The following is a 14,269-nucleotide window of genomic DNA, read 5'->3' as shown; positions in this document are numbered from 1 at the left end:
CCCACCGGTCGCAGTGAACCCACGTGTCACGCTGACTCACAGCCACAGCCACAGCCACACACGGGTCGCAGGTCGCAGGGGCGGGTCGGCGGTGGTCGTTAGCCGTGCGCCGCGACCCGTCGGCCTAGGCCTCCACGCCCAGCTTCTTCTCGTACCAGGCCACGTCCCAGTACTGCCCGAACTTCCTGCCCACCTGCTCGTACGTCCCTATGTGCCGGAAGCCGAAGCGGGTGTGCAGTCGGGCCGAGGCCTCGTTGGGCTGGGCGATGCCCGCGTATGCGCGGTGCAGGTCCTCGCCCTCCAGGGCCTCGAAGAGTGATGTGTACAGGAGAGTGCCGATGCCGCGGCCCGCGGTATCGGGGGCGCAGTAGACGCTGACTTCCACGGAGGTGGAGTACGCGGCCTTGGCGCGGAAGGGGCTACTCGTCACGTACCCGAGAACCCGGTCAGAACGGACATCCTGAGCAACCAAAAGGCGGTGCGCGCCGTCTTCAGGGTGAGAGTGCAGCCACGGGCGGCGCTGCTCGGGGGTGAAGGTGGCGGTGTCGAAGGTGATGGCCGTCTCACGCACGTAGTGGTTGTAGAGCTCGGTGAGGGCCTCGAGATCGGCCTCGCCTCCCGCTCTGACCTGCACTTCTGTGCGTGTGTACGACATTCGTCCTCCAGTGGTGGCGGAACAGGGTACTGCATGATCACGAAAATCGATGTGCGGCAGGGGAATTCTGTCCGGATTCCAGTCGTTGTTTCCATCGGATGCAGGGCACCCGGAAGGGTGTCGCAACCTACTCAGCAAGGGAGCACGCATGGCAACCCGTGCCGTCGCCCGTCGTCAGTCCGACTCCAGTGGGACCGGTCGGGCAAGCAGCGTTCGCGCCGTGGGCGGGGAGATCGCCGACCGCGACCTGGTCGGCATGTACCTCGATGAGATCGCGCGTACGCCGCTGCTCGACGCCGCCAAAGAGGTCGAGCTGTCCCAGATCATCGAAGCGGGTGTGTTTGCCCGGCAGATCCTCGACGAAGAGGTGGAGAGCGACGCAGGCGGAGCCACGCGCGAGGAGCTGGAGGCACTGTTTGCCGAGAGCGAGCGCGCGAAGGACGTCTTCATCCGGTCCAACCTCCGGCTGGTCGTGGCCGTCGCGCGGCGCTATCCGCGCAGCGGGCTGCCCCTGCTCGACCTGATCCAGGAAGGCAATGCCGGCCTGGTCCGCGCGGTCGAGAAGTTCGACTACGCCAAGGGGTTCAAGTTCTCGACGTACGCCACGTGGTGGATCCGTCAGGCGATCACCCGCTCCATAGCCGACCAGTCCCGCACCATCCGGCTCCCCGTTCACCTGGTGGAGGAGCTCGGCCGGATCCGTCGTGTCCAGCGTGAGTTCAACCGGGAGAACGGGCGGGACCCGGAGGCCGCGGAGATCGCGACCGAGCTGGGCTCGACCCCGGAGCGCGTCATCGACGTCCTGGACTGGGCCCGTGACCCGGTCAGCCTGAACATGTCGGTGGACGACGCGGGCGAGACGCAGTTCGGCGACCTGCTGGAGGACACCTCCGCGGTCTCGCCCGAGCAGTCGGTGCTCACGCTGCTGCGCAGCGAGGAGCTCGAGGACCTGATCGGCAAGCTCGACCACCGCACCGCATCGATCATCCGGATGCGGTACGGCATCGAGGACGGCAGGGAGCGCACCCTGACGGAGGTCGGAAAGGAACACGGTCTGACGCGCGAGCGGATCCGGCAGATCGAGAAGCACGCGCTGCTGGAGCTGAAGCGGATGGCGCACGACACCGGCTTCAGCGCGGCGGCGTAACGCAGCTGCAACCGCCCGCGGTTCGCGCGGGCGGCGAGCGGTCCGCAGCGAGCGGCCCGCCCCACAAGCGGACCCCGGCACCCTCCCCCCCGGTGCTGGGGTCCTTCTCTGTCTGGTCCGTCCGGGACGTTTCAGCCGGTGGACCGGGTGAGGCGGGCTCCCAGGTCCGTGACGTACTCCACCAGCTGCGGCGGGCCGTGGACGGTGAACTCGCAGTCCACCAGGGCCAGTCGGAGCGCCAGCCACTCCAGCGAGTCCTGAGACCTCGCCCGCAGCCGGCATGCCTCCTCGCCCCTGGCCGTCGGCGTGCCCAGCGTCTCCGGGAGGCGCGCCGCCACGAACGCGGCCGGGGCCTCGAAACTCACATCGACGTCGTGCTCCGGCTGGAGCCGGGACATGGTGCGACTCAGCAGCTCCGCTCCGTCCGCCCCCTCCGGCAGCTCCCGCGGTGTGAACCGCGCACCCGTGGCGAACGGCTCGGTGACCCGGTCGACCCGGAACGTACGCCAGTCCTCCCGCCCGATGTCGTACGCAACCAGGTACCACCGACGGCCCGTCGAGACCAGGCGGTACGGCTCGACCTGCCGCTTCGTCTCCGTGCCGTCGCCCGCGCGGTAGCCGAAGCGGAGGCGTTCGCGCCCGGTGACCGTCCCGGCGATGACGGTCAGCGTCTGCGGGTCGATCGTCGCGCCGTCGCCGCGGGTGAGCGGGATCGTCGCCGCCTGGAGTGTGGTGACCCGGTGCCGCAGCCGGGACGGCAGTACTTGTTCCAGCTTGGCCAGGGCGCGTACGGAGGCCTCCTCGATGCCCTCGATGGCGTGGCCGGCCCCGGCCCGCAGGCCGACCGCGATGGCGACGGCCTCCTCGTCGTCGAGGAGCAGCGGGGGCATCGCGGCGCCCGCGACCAGGCGGTACCCGCCGACCGCGCCCTTCGTCGCTTCGACCGGATAGCCGAGGTCGCGCAGCCGGTCGATGTCGCGCCGGATGGTGCGCGGGCTGACATCGAGGCGCTCGGCGAGCTCGCTGCCCGGCCACTCGCGCGGAGTCTGGAGGAGGGAGAGCAGATTCAGGAGGCGTGCCGGAGTGTCCGTCATGTTTTTCAGGATGCCCGTCATCTAGGACATGAGCTGACCTATATCCACTCTAGTTTCTTCCTATGAGTTCACAGCCCGCCGTAATGGATACGGCATCAGATCGCCGCCGCTGGATCGCGCTCGCCATCGTCATGACCGCGGCCTTCATGGACCTGGTCGACGTCACCATCGTCAATATCGCGATCCCGAGCATCGAGCGGGACCTCGGCGCCTCGTTCGGCGCGATCCAGTGGATCACCGCGGGCTATGCGCTCGCCTTCGCCGCCGGTCTGATCACGGGCGGCCGGCTCGGTGACATCTACGGCCGCAGGCGGATGTTCCTGATCGGCATCACCGGCTTCACTCTCGCCTCCGCGCTCTGCGGCTTCGCAGCGAACGAGGAGATGCTGGTCGCCTCCCGCCTGCTGCAGGGCGCGACCGCCGCGATGATGGTGCCGCAGGTGCTGGCGATCATCCATGTCACCTTCCCGGCCCATGAACGCGGCAAGGTCTTCGGCCTGTTCGGCGCGGTTATCGGCCTCGGCGCGGTCTCCGGGCCGCTGCTCGGCGCGCTGCTGACCCAGTGGAACCTCTTCGGTCTCGAATGGCGCCCGATCTTCCTGATCAACCTGCCGGTGGGCATCGCCGGACTGATCCTGGGCCGGAAGTTCATCACCGAGTCCCGCGCCCCCAAGGCGCTCAAGCTCGACCTGGTCGGCGTCGCGCTGGTCACCCTCGGTCTGCTGATGCTGATCTACCCCCTCACCCGCGGTCGCGAGCTGGGCTGGCCGCTCTGGGGGCACCTGTGCATGGCCGGCAGCGTGCTCGTCTTCGCCGTCTTCGTGGCGTACGAGAAGAACAAGACGCGGCGCGACGGTTCGCCGCTGGTCGAGCTGTCCCTGTTCAGGGTGAAGAGCTTCGCCGCCGGTATCGCGGTGCAGTTGACCTTCGGCATCGTGATGGGCATCTTCTTCCTGGTCTGGACGCTGTACATGCAGACAGGCCTCGGCTGGAGCCCGCTGCGGGCGGGCCTGACCGGTGTCCCGTTCTCGATCGCGGTGTCGGCTGCTGCCGGGCTGTCCGTACAGCTGCTGGTGCCGCGCTTCGGCCGCAAGGTGCTGCAGGCGGGCGCGGTGACGATGGTCGCCGGGCTGCTCCTCTACATCTGGGAGGCCGGGCGGTACGGCACGGAGATCCACTCCTGGCAGATGGCGCTGCCGCTGGTCATCATGGGTCTCGGGATGGGGCTGATCGTGGCGCCGCTGACGGACGCGGTGCTGTCCGAGGTACCGCGCGAGCACGCCGGTTCGGCGTCCGGGCTGATCAACACCACGGGGCAGATGGGCACTGCGCTCGGGCTCGGGCTGGTCTCGGTGGTCTTTTTCGGATCGATAGACGAGGGGCGGATCGCACCGAGCGAGATGGGGACGGCCTTCGCGGAGGCGTTCCAGACGTCGCTGTGGTGGGTGGCGGCGGTGCTGGTCGTGATCTTCCTGGTGATGTTCGCGCTGCCGGCCCGGCCGAAGCAGCACGTCGAAGGCGCGGACCCGCAGGGCGATGCCGATGCCGGTGGTGAAGCCGGTGGTGAGGCTTCCGCGGAGCGAGAGCCCGTACTCGCGCACTGACACGCGCTGAGCGGCACTGATCCGCGCGGGATACGAGGCCCGGCCGGGGAGGCATGAACTCCCCCGGCCGGGCTCTTCCGGTTCATCCTGCTCAAGGGCACCCGGGGCGAGGCCGCCGCCCGATCCCCTGGGCGGCGGAACGTCAGCGCACCCCGGCGCGGAGCTCCATCGCTTCGCGCGCGGCATGTTCCGCGGCGTACACCTCGCACATATGGCGGCCGTCGGGCGTCGCGGTGTGCTCCACCTCCCACAGGCTCGTCTCGGTACCGTCGAGCAGCAGGAACGCGTGCTCGTACAGCGTGAAGCCCGCGTCCTTCCCCGCCACCCGGCACTGGCGGCCGAAGACCTGCGTGATGTGGTGCGCGAAGGCGGCCCGCAGCAGGTGTGCGGTCTCCTCGCCCGGCCGGTCGGCGTTCTCCGCGCGGCGCAGCACTCGGCGGGCGTGGTCCGCGGAGTCCTCCGGGACATACATCCGGGGGAGCGGGACCGGAGGCGTGGCTATCAGCGAGGCGAGCAGTTCCAGATCGGCGTCGAGGTCCGATTCGAGATCCGATGCGAGGTCGGCGTCGAGGTCCCCGTCGAGACCGGAACCGGCGTCGCCGTCGGCGTTGCGGCCGTTGCCGGCGGGTCGGGCCGGTCCGGCGAAGCCCGGGAAGCCGGCGGGCAGCCGGGACGCGGCGAGGCGGACCTCCGATTCCTCGGTGTACAGCTCATGTTGCTCCGCGCCGTCCCGCCCGGTGTTGTGCACCAGCTCCCACAGGGTGAGGGAGCTGCCGTCGCTGAGCAGATACGCATGCCGGTAGGTCGCGCGGTGCAGAGTCGCACTGTGGTGCGAGGAGTGCAGCGAACTGGCATGAGCCAGCGCCGATTCGAGCCGCTCGACCGTCGCGTCGGGCAAGTCGAAGGAGTTGAGCGCCCGACCCAGGAGTCGCTCGAGGTGCGTCTCGGTTGTCTCGTACGGATCGTTCAAGGTGGGTCTCCAGGCCGTCGCCGCAAGTCACTTGGTGATTGCTAAACGTAGCGCTTGGGTCTGACAACACGTCCGGGGTTCGGAAAAACGAAGGGAATGCGCGGGAAGTTCCCGCGCACCGGCCAACCCGGTTGTCCTGTACGTCAGTCAATGTCGTACAGCTCCCGGTACGACGGGAAGGTTCCGCCGGGGCCCTCGACGCCCTCGGCCGTCAATACGGCCCGCACGATCGCCCGGGTCACCATGTCCGCGCCCGCCGCGAGCACGTCGTTGAGTGCGAGGGGGTTCGTGGCGGGCAGCGGGGTGGCGCCGGTGGCCAGGGCGAAGACGGTGTCGCCGTCGTTGAGGAGATGGACGGGACGCACGGCGCGCGCGATGCCGTCGTGCGCCGTGCCCGCGAGCTTCTGAGCCTGGGCACGGGTCAGATCGGCGTCGGTGGCGACGACCGCGAGGGTGGTGTTCAGCGGCGGCGGCCCGTTCTTCTCGCGCGCCGCGTCCAGTCGCCGCTCGGCGGCCGCGTGGACCTCGGGCGAGGGGTAGGTGGCACACCCCGCGAAGTAGCGCCCGTACAGCACACCCGTCTGCGGATCGACCGCCGAACCCGCCGCGTTGGCCACGACGAGCGCCGCGACGGTGATCCCGGAGTCCAGGACCGTGCTCGCCGTGCCGATGCCGCCCTTGAGCCGGCCGACGACAGCGCCCGTGCCGGCGCCCACGGCGCCTTCCTCGACGGGTGCGCCTTCGTCCGTACGGGCTGCCGCCTCGACGGCCGCACGTCCGGTCGCCGCGTCCGGCCGTGCCCGCCAGTCGCCGCCGCGCCCCAGGTCGAAGAGGCAGGCTGCCGGAACCACCGGTACCACCTGCGAGGGGTCGAAGCCGACCCGGACGCCGCGGCCCTGCTCCTCCAGCCATGCCATCACGCCCGTGGCGGAGTCGAGCCCGAAGGCGCTGCCGCCGGTCAGTACGACCGCCTCGATGTGCTGGACCAGGTTGCGGGGGTCGAGAGCGTCCGTCTCCCGGGTGCCCGGACCTCCGCCCCGTACATCCACGGCGGCAATCGCGCCGCCCGCGGGCGCGAGGACGACGGTGGTGCCGCTCAGCGCGCGCTCCCCGGGCACGCGCGCGTGGCCGACCCGGAGGCCGGTCACGTCCGTGAGTCCGCCTGTCAGAGTGTCATTTCTGTCCATAACGTCCATGCGTATCACGGCAGTTGCCGCAGTCGGTGACCGTCACGCGGTGATCACGTGCGGGCGTCGAGCGTCACACCGACCGCGACCGTCGTCGCGGCCACGAGCCCCGCGGCGAGGACGGCCCACCCGTCGGCGAAGGTGCAGGCGAGGATCGCCAGTGTGGCGACGGGCAGAGTGAGTTGCTGGGCGGTGGTGCGCTTGAAATGGCGTGCGTGCAGCAGCCAGACCGTGAACAGGAAGAGGGCGGCCGGGACGGTGACGGCGGCACTCGCCGCGAACGCGGAGATGTGCGCCTTGCCCACGGCGTGCTCGACCGCGACCTCGACGCCCGCGCCGATCGCGGCCGCGGAACCGAAGATCAGGACGTGGCCGTAGCCCCAGGGAATGGCCTGCCGATTGGAGATCAGCCGCTCGTGCGCCGGGACGGCGAAGTAGATCCACCACGCCGCGAAGATGATCAGCAACCCGCCGGCCGCGATGGGCAGCAGTTCGCCGAGGGCGTCGTTCTCGTCGAGCGCGGACTGTACGGCGATGGTGCTGGCGGACATCGTCTCGCCCAGCACGATGATCGTGAACAGTCCGTAACGCTCGACGATGTGGTGCGCGTGCCACGGGGTCTGCCGGTTCCGCTCGGCGATCAGCGGGATCAGCAGCTCCGCGGCGGCCACGGCGAGGAACAGCCAGCGCTTGGCCCCCTCGGGCACGAACAGCAGCCCCACCCACGCCGCCTGGCAGACGACCAGGCTCGCGGCGTACTCCAGGGCGGTCCTGCGGGCCGGTCCCGTCTCCGAGGCAGCCGCCCGCAGCCACTGGCTCGTGAGGGCGACGCGCATGATCAGATAGCCGATGACCGCGATGGTCCAGTCGTTGTCATTGAAGGCGCGGGGCACTCCGGCCGCGTAGACCAGCACGCCCGAGATCTGGACAAAGGTCGCGATCCGGTACGGCACGTCGTCGCAGTCGTACGCCGAGGCGAACCAGGTGAAGTTCATCCACGCCCACCACACGCCGAAGAAGACGAAGCAGTAGCCGATGACGCCTGCGCCGGGGTGGCCCTCGGCGAGCGCGTGGACGAGCTGCAGGCCCGCCTGCGCCACCGCGACGACGAAGCACAGGTCGAAGAAGAGCTCCAGCGGTGTGGCGGCACGGTGCGCCTCGTCGCGGCTGCGGGGTTTCATACGGCGCAGCGGCCCCGAGGCGCCCGAGTCTGCGCCTGAGGGTCCTGTGCTGGATGGGGACGTCATGCCTCCAGCACAGCAGAGCGGGCGGGCCCGGACGCCGAGACGCGCGCGGGCCTGGACGCCGAGACGCGCGCGGGCCACCTGCGCCCGTGCCCGGCCGTGACCGCACCCCGTGTCCAAGCCCGCGCCCCGTACCCGCGCCCCCGTACCCGTTGCCCGTGCACGCGCTCGTATCCCGGCCGCACCGGCAGCCGTACCCTGGAGGTATGAGCACCGCCCCCGCCCCCGGCCCGCGTGATGCGGAGCAGCCGCGGCAGCAGTTTCCAAGACCGAAGCTGATCTTCGACGATCCGCTGGACCAGCAATCTGCGGACGATACGGACCGTGGGTGGGGTGAGCGGCCTTCCTCGAGTGGCGACAGCGCCGCCGATCTGGCGCGCTTCCTCGACGAGAAGCCGCCCCACCACCTCTGAGCTTTCGGCGGCAGAGCCTTCGGGGCTTGAATCCCCGCTATTGGTCGTGCCCCGAGCCGCGCTGCGCCACCACCGCGTCGCGGATCTCCTTCAGGACCTCGAGCTCGGTCAGCTCGACCACCTCCTTCGCGCCTTCCTTGGCGGCCTCGCGCTCGGCTCGCCTGGCCAGGTACTTGGACATGGGCAGGACCATCAGGAAGTAGACGACGGCCGCGGTGATCAGGAAGGTGAGGGTGGCGCTGAGCACCGTGCCCCACAGGATCTGGATGCCGTCCACCTCCCCGTTCACCACCTCGCAGGTGCCCTTCAGGCAGGAGCTGTAGGAGTCGAGCGCCTTCGTCCCGAACGCGCCGACCACCGGGTTGATGACGCCCTTCACCACGGCATTCACGATCTGGGTGAACGCCGCACCGATGACCACGGCGACGGCCAGGTCGATCACATTGCCGCGCATGAGGAAGGCCTTGAAGCCCTCCAGGACGCTGACCTTCTTCTCGCTCACCACGGAGCCTCTCTTCGCATGCGCAGGACACGGAGTCAAACGTTCCGAAACCTACGTCAGCGCCTGACCGCACTGTCCAGTCCGCCCATGGGAACTGCAGACGCGACGGCCTGTCAGTACGGGTAGGGGGAGCCGCAGTAGTCAGCACACCGTCACCGCCAGACGCGATGTCGCTCCCGCGCCGGCCAGCGCTGCCGCAGTGTCGCGCGGGACCGACAGGACAACCAGAGCGCCGCCGTCCGCACCAGCATCATCCGTTCCCGGAACGTCGGTCACACGAGCCCCCGACGCGACGACCCGCGCCGCAGCCCCTTCCCCCGCAGGGGTATTGGCCGCCGCGATGACATCCACCCGGTCCCCAGGGCGCAACAGCCGGACCGTCGCGGCGTCGGCGATACGCACCGGAGCGGAGACCATCTCGGTCGCGGGCGGTCGCTCGCGCTGCGCCGCCGCCGCGGACGCCCCGGCCCCCGGAGCGTCCGCCCCGCGTGCACCCGACGCCGCGAGTGCCGCCGCCGTCATGGCGAGACCGGCCGCCAGCGCGCGCCGTCGCCGACGCATCGCCCGCCGCAGCCGGTGCGCGCCACCGCGCACCCGCAGCGGGGCGAACGGCGGCACACCCAGAGGTTCCGGCGCCGGGGAAGAGAGCGGGGAAGACAGCGGGGAGGCCGGAGGGGAAGGCAGAGGCGAAGACGGAGGCGAAGACGGAGGGGAAGCCGGAGGGGAGGGAGGTCGGGAAACAGGTCGGGAAGGAGGACGTGAGGGAGGAGGGGAAGGAGGGAGGAGCGACATGACACGCACCGCCTGTCGTGAGGAGCGGAGTTGGACTGACCACTCCTCACGATCCACTCTCCGCGACAATCCCGCCGATGCCTGTGGACGACCTCCGCCCTGTGGACAACTCCCTCACCCACAGGGGGATTACGGCAGCTGAATGCCGGTGTCGACGCCGTCCAGCGCACGCGAGCAAAGGCAGTTCCGCGCCTCTTCCGCGGGCAGCCCCGCCACCGCGTCGAAGAGCACCGCGCGCAACCGGTCGACGTTGGAGGCGAAGACCTTCAGCACCTCCTCGTGGGAGACGCCCTCACCGCTCTCGGCCCCCGCGTCCAGGTCCGTCACCAGCGTCATCGATGTGTAGCAGAGCCCCAGCTCACGGGCGAGCACGGCCTCCGGGTGCCCGGTCATACCGACCACCGACCAGCCCAGCGCCGCATGCATCCGCGACTCGGCCCGGGTCGAGAACCGCGGCCCCTCGACCACCACCAGGGTCCCGCCGTCCACCGGCTCCCAGTTCCGCCCGCGCGCGGCCGCGAGTGCCGCCTTGCGTCCCACGGGGCAGTACGGATCGGCCGGCGAGATATGCACGACGTTCGGAATCGTGCCGTCCGGCAGCGGCAGGCCGTCGTAGTAGGTCTGCGCACGCGCCTTTGTACGGTCCACGAACTGATCGGGCACGAGCAGCGTCCCCGGCCCGTACTCCGGCCGCAGTCCGCCCACCGCGCACGGCCCCAGCACCTGCCCGACGCCCACCGACCGCAGCGCCCACAGGTTGGCGCGGTAGTTGATGCGGTGCGGCGGCAGATGGTGGCCGCGCCCGTGCCGGGGCAGGAAGGCGACCCGACGCCCGGCGATCTCGCCGAGGAACAGGGAGTCGCTGGGGCTGCCGTACGGAGTGTCCACCTGGATCTCGGTGACGTCCTCCAGGAAGGAGTAGAAGCCCGAGCCGCCGATCACGCCGATCTCTGCGGTTCCGGTTCCGGTTCCGGGCCCGGTTCCGGGCTCGGACCCCGACCCGGAAGCCGGCCGGGATGCGGATGCTGCGTTCGCGTTGGTCGCCATGGCGATCACAGTAGCCGGGCGCGAAAACGCCAGGGACCCCCCGTACACAACGCCAGGGACCCCGCCGTACACAACGGCGGGGTCCCTGGAAACAAGCCTCAGGTCAGGCGGCTCGGTCGGCTCAGGCGGCGGAGCTTGAGCTCGACGAGCTCGACGAGGAGCCGGAGCCCGACGACGACGAGCCCGAAGACGACGAGGACGAGGAAGCCGCAGGCTTCGAGTCCGACGACTTCGCGCTCCCGTTCCCGTTCCCGCCGTTGGACGACGAGGACGAGGACGTCGACGACGAAGGCGAGCTGCTGGACGACGCACCACGGCTGTCGTTCCGGTAGAAGCCGGATCCCTTGAAGACAATGCCGACCGCCGAGAACACCTTCTTCAGGCGTCCATCACAGCCGGGGCACACGGTCAGGGCATCATCGGTGAACTTCTGCACCGCCTCGAGGCCCTCGCCGCATTCGGTGCACTGGTATTGGTAGGTCGGCACTTGTCTTCCTCCTGGCACTCTCACTCAATGAGTGCTAACGACGATCCATAGTGACGTATTCCGCTGGATCAGTCCACCGTCACCGGCACGCGGTGACCCATCCCACGTGCCGCGATCCGTCCCGGAGCCTTCGGCGACAGCCGCGAACGCAGTGCCAGCAGCGTCGCCAGCGCCAGTGCGGTGCCCACCAAAGGCACCACGAATCCGGCGCTTGCGCCGTTCGCGTCGGCCAGTCGGCCGGCCACCGTCACAGCCGCCGCCTGGCCGAGCGCCACCGCGCCGGTCAGCCAGGTGAAGGCCTCGGTACGGGCCGAAGCCGGCACCAGCGACTCGACCAGCGTGTAGCCGGTGATCAGGGCGGGTGCGATGCAGAGGCCGACGAGCAGTCCGAGCCCGGCGAGCAGCGGCACGGAGTGCACTGCCCACAGGGTGGAGGCGGCCAGCGTCAGCCCGGTGTAGCCGAGGATCAGCCGTCGCCGCGGTCCGCTCTTCCAGGCGATCGCGCCGCACGCGATACCGGCCAGCATGTTGCCGGCCGCGAAGACTCCGTACAGCAGGCCGTTGGCGCCCGGGTTGCCGATCTCCTCGGAGAAGGCGGTCAGCGAGACCTGCATGCCACCGAAGACCGCCCCGATGCCGAGGAAGGCGACCGCCAGCACCCGGACTCCGGGAATGGACAGCGCGGACGTGTGCGGCTGTGCGGCCGTCGCCGCGGGGCGTACCGCGGGCTGCGTGGAGCGCTGGGCCGCGAAGAACAGACCGCCGGCCAGTGTCAGTGTGGCCTCCGCGATCAGTCCGGCCGCCGGGTGCACTCCGGTGCACAGTGCGGTCGCGAGGACCGGACCGACGACGAAGGTGAACTCGTCCGTGACGGACTCGAAGGCCGCCGCGGTCGACATCAGCGGCGAGCCCTCCAGCTTGGCGGCCCAGCGTGCACGCACCATCGGACCGACCTGCGGTACGGAGGCGCCCGTCGGCACGGCTGCGGCGAACAGTGCCCACAAGGGAGCCCCCGCCAGCGCGAGCGCCGTCAGCGCGGACACGGAAGCGGTGTGCACCAGTACGCCGGGCACCAGAACGGCGCGCTGTCCGAAGCGGTCGGCGAGCTTGCCGCTCTGCGGAGCGAAGAGTGCCATGGAGACACCGGTGAAGGCGGCGACGGCGCCGGCGCTTCCGTAGGAACCGGTGGTGTGCTGTACCAGCAGGACGATGCCGATGGTCAGCATCGCGAAGGGCTGGCGGGCGGCGAAGCCCGGGAGCAGGAAGGTCCAGGCGCCGGGTGTGCGCAGGAGCTGTCCGTATCCAGGACGCTTGCCGGTAGTGACCGTGGATGCCACGGTCCGTGCCTTTCTGCCGCCTGGTAGCGCTCCCTCTGTACGCGTCGTACTCGTGATACGAGACGCACCGGAGCCGCCGAGAGCTGTCCTCTTGCGCTGAACTGCGGTAGATACCGGGGCCCACTTCAGAGGGACGCCGCGGCCGCCATACGGTCGCGCCAGCTCTGCGTCAGGCAGAGTTGGTCGATCAGTGTGCCTTCATGCTACAGGGAATATTTGCACTTGCGCCTGGGAAATAGCCCACATACCCAGGGGTACGCCTGCGATTAACCGGGCGTTTCCCTATCGTTTCGCCCCGTTCCCAGCCAATCTGCCAGCTTTCCACCCTGGCCGACCGCCCGCAGCCGCCGCTCCGCGGCGTCCCGCACCGGGTCGGTCGCCACCACCAGCAGCTCGTCACCCCGCCGGAGCACGGTCGTGGGCAACGGCACGAAGCTCTTCTTGTCCCGTACGACAAGGGTGACCGCGGAACCCGGCGGCAGTCGCAGCTCCGTGACCTCCACGCCGTGCAGTTTCGAGCCGTCGGGAATCTCCACCGACAGCAGATGCCCGCGCAGCCGCTCCAGCGGCGCCGATTCGATCCCCAGGTCGGCGGCGTCGGAGGGGCCGCCCAGTCGCAGCGCCCTTGCCAGCCAGGGCAGGGTCGGGCCCTGCACCAGGGTGTAGACGACGACCAGGACAAAAACGATGTTGAAGATCCGGTTGTTGTCCTCGACGCCCGAGACCATTGGGATGGTGGCGAAAATAATGGGCACGGCGCCGCGTAGCCCCGCCCACGACATCAGTACCTGCTCCTGCCACGGGATGCGGAAGGGCAGCAGGCTGACGAAGACGCTCAGTGGCCGCGCCACCATGGTCAGCACCAGACCCACGACCACCGCGGGCCAGAAGTCGCTGATCAGTTCGTGCGGAGTCACCAGCAGACCGAGCAGGACGAACATGCCGATCTGAGCGATCCAGCCGAGGCCCTCGGCGAATCCGCGGTTCGCCGGTGCGTGCGGGAGCTTGGAGTTCCCGAGCACCATGGAGGCGAGATAGACGGCGAGGAAGCCACTGCCGTGCGCCATGGCGCCCGCGGCGTACGCGACCACCGTGATCGCCATCACCGCGATCGGATACAGGCCCGATGCGGGCAGTGCCACATGCCGCAGCCCGAACGCGCCCAGCCAGCCCGTCGCCAGTCCGATGACGGCGCCGATCGCCAGCTCCAGCGCGATTTTCCCGATCAGCAGATACCACTCGTCGACCGGACCGGCCGACGAGAAGGCCACCACCAGGATCACCACAGGGGCGTCGTTGAAGCCCGACTCGGCCTCCAGCGCGCCGGTCACCCGGGACGGCAGCGGCACCTTGCGCAGTACGGAGAAGACGGCCGCGGCGTCCGTCGAGGACACCACCGCGCCGATGATCAGTGCCTGCTGCCACTCCAGCCCCACCAGATAGTGGGCCGCACTGGCCGTGATGCCCACGCTCACCGCGACGCCGACCGTCGACAGTGCGGCGGCCGCCGGCAACGCGGGTTTGATCTCCTTCCACTTGGTGCCCAGGCCGCCCTCGGCCAGGATCACCACAAGTGCGGCATAACCGATCACCTGCGTCAGTTCGGCGTCGTCGAACCGGACGTCGAAAATGCCGTCCTGTCCGATGGCGACCCCGATCCCGAGATACAGCAGCAGGCTGGGGAGCCCACTGCGGGACGAGATGCGCACCGCCGCGACGGCGATGAGCAGAACGAGCGAGCAGATGAGCAGGAGTTCGTTGAGCTGGTGGACAGTCAGTGGCCGATCCTT

At 69.7% G+C, this 14,269-nt stretch carries 14 protein-coding genes; 3 read left to right on the top strand and 11 right to left on the bottom strand.

Features of this window, described 5'->3' with window-relative positions; translation table 11 throughout:
* Positions 1-124: 124 nt before the first annotated feature.
* On the bottom strand, positions 125-655 hold the full coding sequence (locus OG883_RS28520) for a GNAT family N-acetyltransferase (protein ID WP_266546524.1): 531 nt from the start codon (positions 653-655) through the stop codon (positions 125-127).
* A gap of 148 nt (positions 656-803) precedes the next feature.
* On the opposite strand from OG883_RS28520, the gene OG883_RS28515 reads away from it, so the two are divergent.
* Positions 804-1,802: an RNA polymerase sigma factor RpoD/SigA gene (locus OG883_RS28515; protein ID WP_266546523.1), complete on the top strand. Its 999-nt coding sequence runs from the start codon at positions 804-806 to the stop codon at positions 1,800-1,802.
* A gap of 131 nt (positions 1,803-1,933) precedes the next feature.
* Here OG883_RS28515 and OG883_RS28510 read toward each other — a convergent pair whose 3' ends face one another.
* Entirely contained in the window at positions 1,934-2,896 is a 963-nt protein-coding gene (locus OG883_RS28510) for a YafY family protein (protein ID WP_266546521.1), read from the bottom strand.
* 62 nt (positions 2,897-2,958) lie between these two features.
* Between OG883_RS28510 and OG883_RS28505 the strand changes: the two genes are divergently transcribed.
* Complete coding sequence (locus OG883_RS28505; RefSeq protein WP_266546518.1) at positions 2,959-4,500, top strand: MFS transporter; 1,542 nt, start codon at positions 2,959-2,961, stop codon at positions 4,498-4,500.
* A 142-nt stretch (positions 4,501-4,642) separates the two neighbouring features.
* Here the strand turns inward: OG883_RS28505 and OG883_RS28500 are convergent, their stop codons facing one another.
* The 3 genes from OG883_RS28500 to OG883_RS28490 all read right to left on the bottom strand — a co-directional run bounded on the left by OG883_RS28500 (position 4,643) and on the right by OG883_RS28490 (position 7,904).
* Complete coding sequence (locus OG883_RS28500; protein ID WP_266546515.1) at positions 4,643-5,470, bottom strand: DUF6227 family protein; 828 nt, start codon at positions 5,468-5,470, stop codon at positions 4,643-4,645.
* Between the two features lie 143 nt (positions 5,471-5,613).
* On the bottom strand, positions 5,614-6,657 hold the full coding sequence (locus OG883_RS28495) for a P1 family peptidase (RefSeq protein ID WP_266549529.1): 1,044 nt from the start codon (positions 6,655-6,657) through the stop codon (positions 5,614-5,616).
* Between the two features lie 53 nt (positions 6,658-6,710).
* Positions 6,711-7,904: a low temperature requirement protein A gene (locus tag OG883_RS28490; RefSeq protein WP_266546507.1), complete on the bottom strand. Its 1,194-nt coding sequence runs from the start codon at positions 7,902-7,904 to the stop codon at positions 6,711-6,713.
* A gap of 203 nt (positions 7,905-8,107) precedes the next feature.
* Between OG883_RS28490 and OG883_RS28485 the strand changes: the two genes are divergently transcribed.
* Entirely contained in the window at positions 8,108-8,314 is a 207-nt protein-coding gene (locus tag OG883_RS28485) for a hypothetical protein (RefSeq protein WP_266546505.1), read from the top strand.
* A gap of 37 nt (positions 8,315-8,351) precedes the next feature.
* Here OG883_RS28485 and mscL read toward each other — a convergent pair whose 3' ends face one another.
* From mscL to OG883_RS28455, 6 genes are all read right to left on the bottom strand, one after another.
* Positions 8,352-8,816 (bottom strand): large conductance mechanosensitive channel protein MscL, encoded by a 465-nt coding sequence (mscL, locus tag OG883_RS28480; RefSeq protein WP_266546502.1) that lies wholly within the window; start codon positions 8,814-8,816, stop codon positions 8,352-8,354.
* Positions 8,817-8,957: 141 nt separating this feature from the next.
* Positions 8,958-9,608 (bottom strand): hypothetical protein, encoded by a 651-nt coding sequence (locus tag OG883_RS28475; protein ID WP_266546500.1) that lies wholly within the window; start codon positions 9,606-9,608, stop codon positions 8,958-8,960.
* 129 nt (positions 9,609-9,737) lie between these two features.
* A complete protein-coding gene (locus OG883_RS28470) occupies positions 9,738-10,655 on the bottom strand; it encodes an S-methyl-5'-thioadenosine phosphorylase (protein ID WP_266546497.1) in 918 nt (305 codons plus the stop codon).
* A 121-nt stretch (positions 10,656-10,776) separates the two neighbouring features.
* A complete protein-coding gene (locus OG883_RS28465; RefSeq protein ID WP_266546494.1) occupies positions 10,777-11,142 on the bottom strand; it encodes an FmdB family zinc ribbon protein in 366 nt (121 codons plus the stop codon).
* Positions 11,143-11,210: 68 nt separating this feature from the next.
* Positions 11,211-12,479, bottom strand: coding sequence for an MFS transporter (locus OG883_RS28460; RefSeq protein ID WP_266546492.1), 1,269 nt, complete (start codon positions 12,477-12,479; stop codon positions 11,211-11,213).
* Between the two features lie 266 nt (positions 12,480-12,745).
* On the bottom strand, positions 12,746-14,257 hold the full coding sequence (locus OG883_RS28455; RefSeq protein ID WP_266549526.1) for a potassium/proton antiporter: 1,512 nt from the start codon (positions 14,255-14,257) through the stop codon (positions 12,746-12,748).
* Positions 14,258-14,269 lie beyond the last annotated feature (12 nt).

Origin of the sequence: Streptomyces sp. NBC_01142, from assembly GCF_026341125.1 — a bacterium.
In the GTDB taxonomy this organism is placed as follows: Bacteria; Actinomycetota; Actinomycetes; order Streptomycetales; family Streptomycetaceae; genus Streptomyces.
This window is presented reverse-complemented; position numbering and strand designations above follow the sequence as displayed.

Excerpts from the sequence above, each read along its gene's own strand:
- OG883_RS28520 (WP_266546524.1), bottom strand. The coding sequence starts at position 655 with ATGTCGTACACACGCACAGAAGTGCAGGTCAGAGCGGGAGGCGAGGCC.
- OG883_RS28515 (WP_266546523.1), top strand. The coding sequence starts at position 804 with ATGGCAACCCGTGCCGTCGCCCGTCGTCAGTCCGACTCCAGTGGGACC.
- OG883_RS28510 (WP_266546521.1), bottom strand. The coding sequence starts at position 2,896 with ATGACGGACACTCCGGCACGCCTCCTGAATCTGCTCTCCCTCCTCCAG.
- OG883_RS28505 (WP_266546518.1), top strand. The coding sequence starts at position 2,959 with ATGAGTTCACAGCCCGCCGTAATGGATACGGCATCAGATCGCCGCCGC.
- OG883_RS28495 (WP_266549529.1), bottom strand. The coding sequence starts at position 6,657 with ATGGACAGAAATGACACTCTGACAGGCGGACTCACGGACGTGACCGGC.
- OG883_RS28490 (WP_266546507.1), bottom strand. The coding sequence starts at position 7,904 with ATGACGTCCCCATCCAGCACAGGACCCTCAGGCGCAGACTCGGGCGCC.
- OG883_RS28485 (WP_266546505.1), top strand. The coding sequence starts at position 8,108 with ATGAGCACCGCCCCCGCCCCCGGCCCGCGTGATGCGGAGCAGCCGCGG.
- OG883_RS28475 (WP_266546500.1), bottom strand. The coding sequence starts at position 9,608 with ATGTCGCTCCTCCCTCCTTCCCCTCCTCCCTCACGTCCTCCTTCCCGA.
- OG883_RS28470 (WP_266546497.1), bottom strand. The coding sequence starts at position 10,655 with ATGGCGACCAACGCGAACGCAGCATCCGCATCCCGGCCGGCTTCCGGG.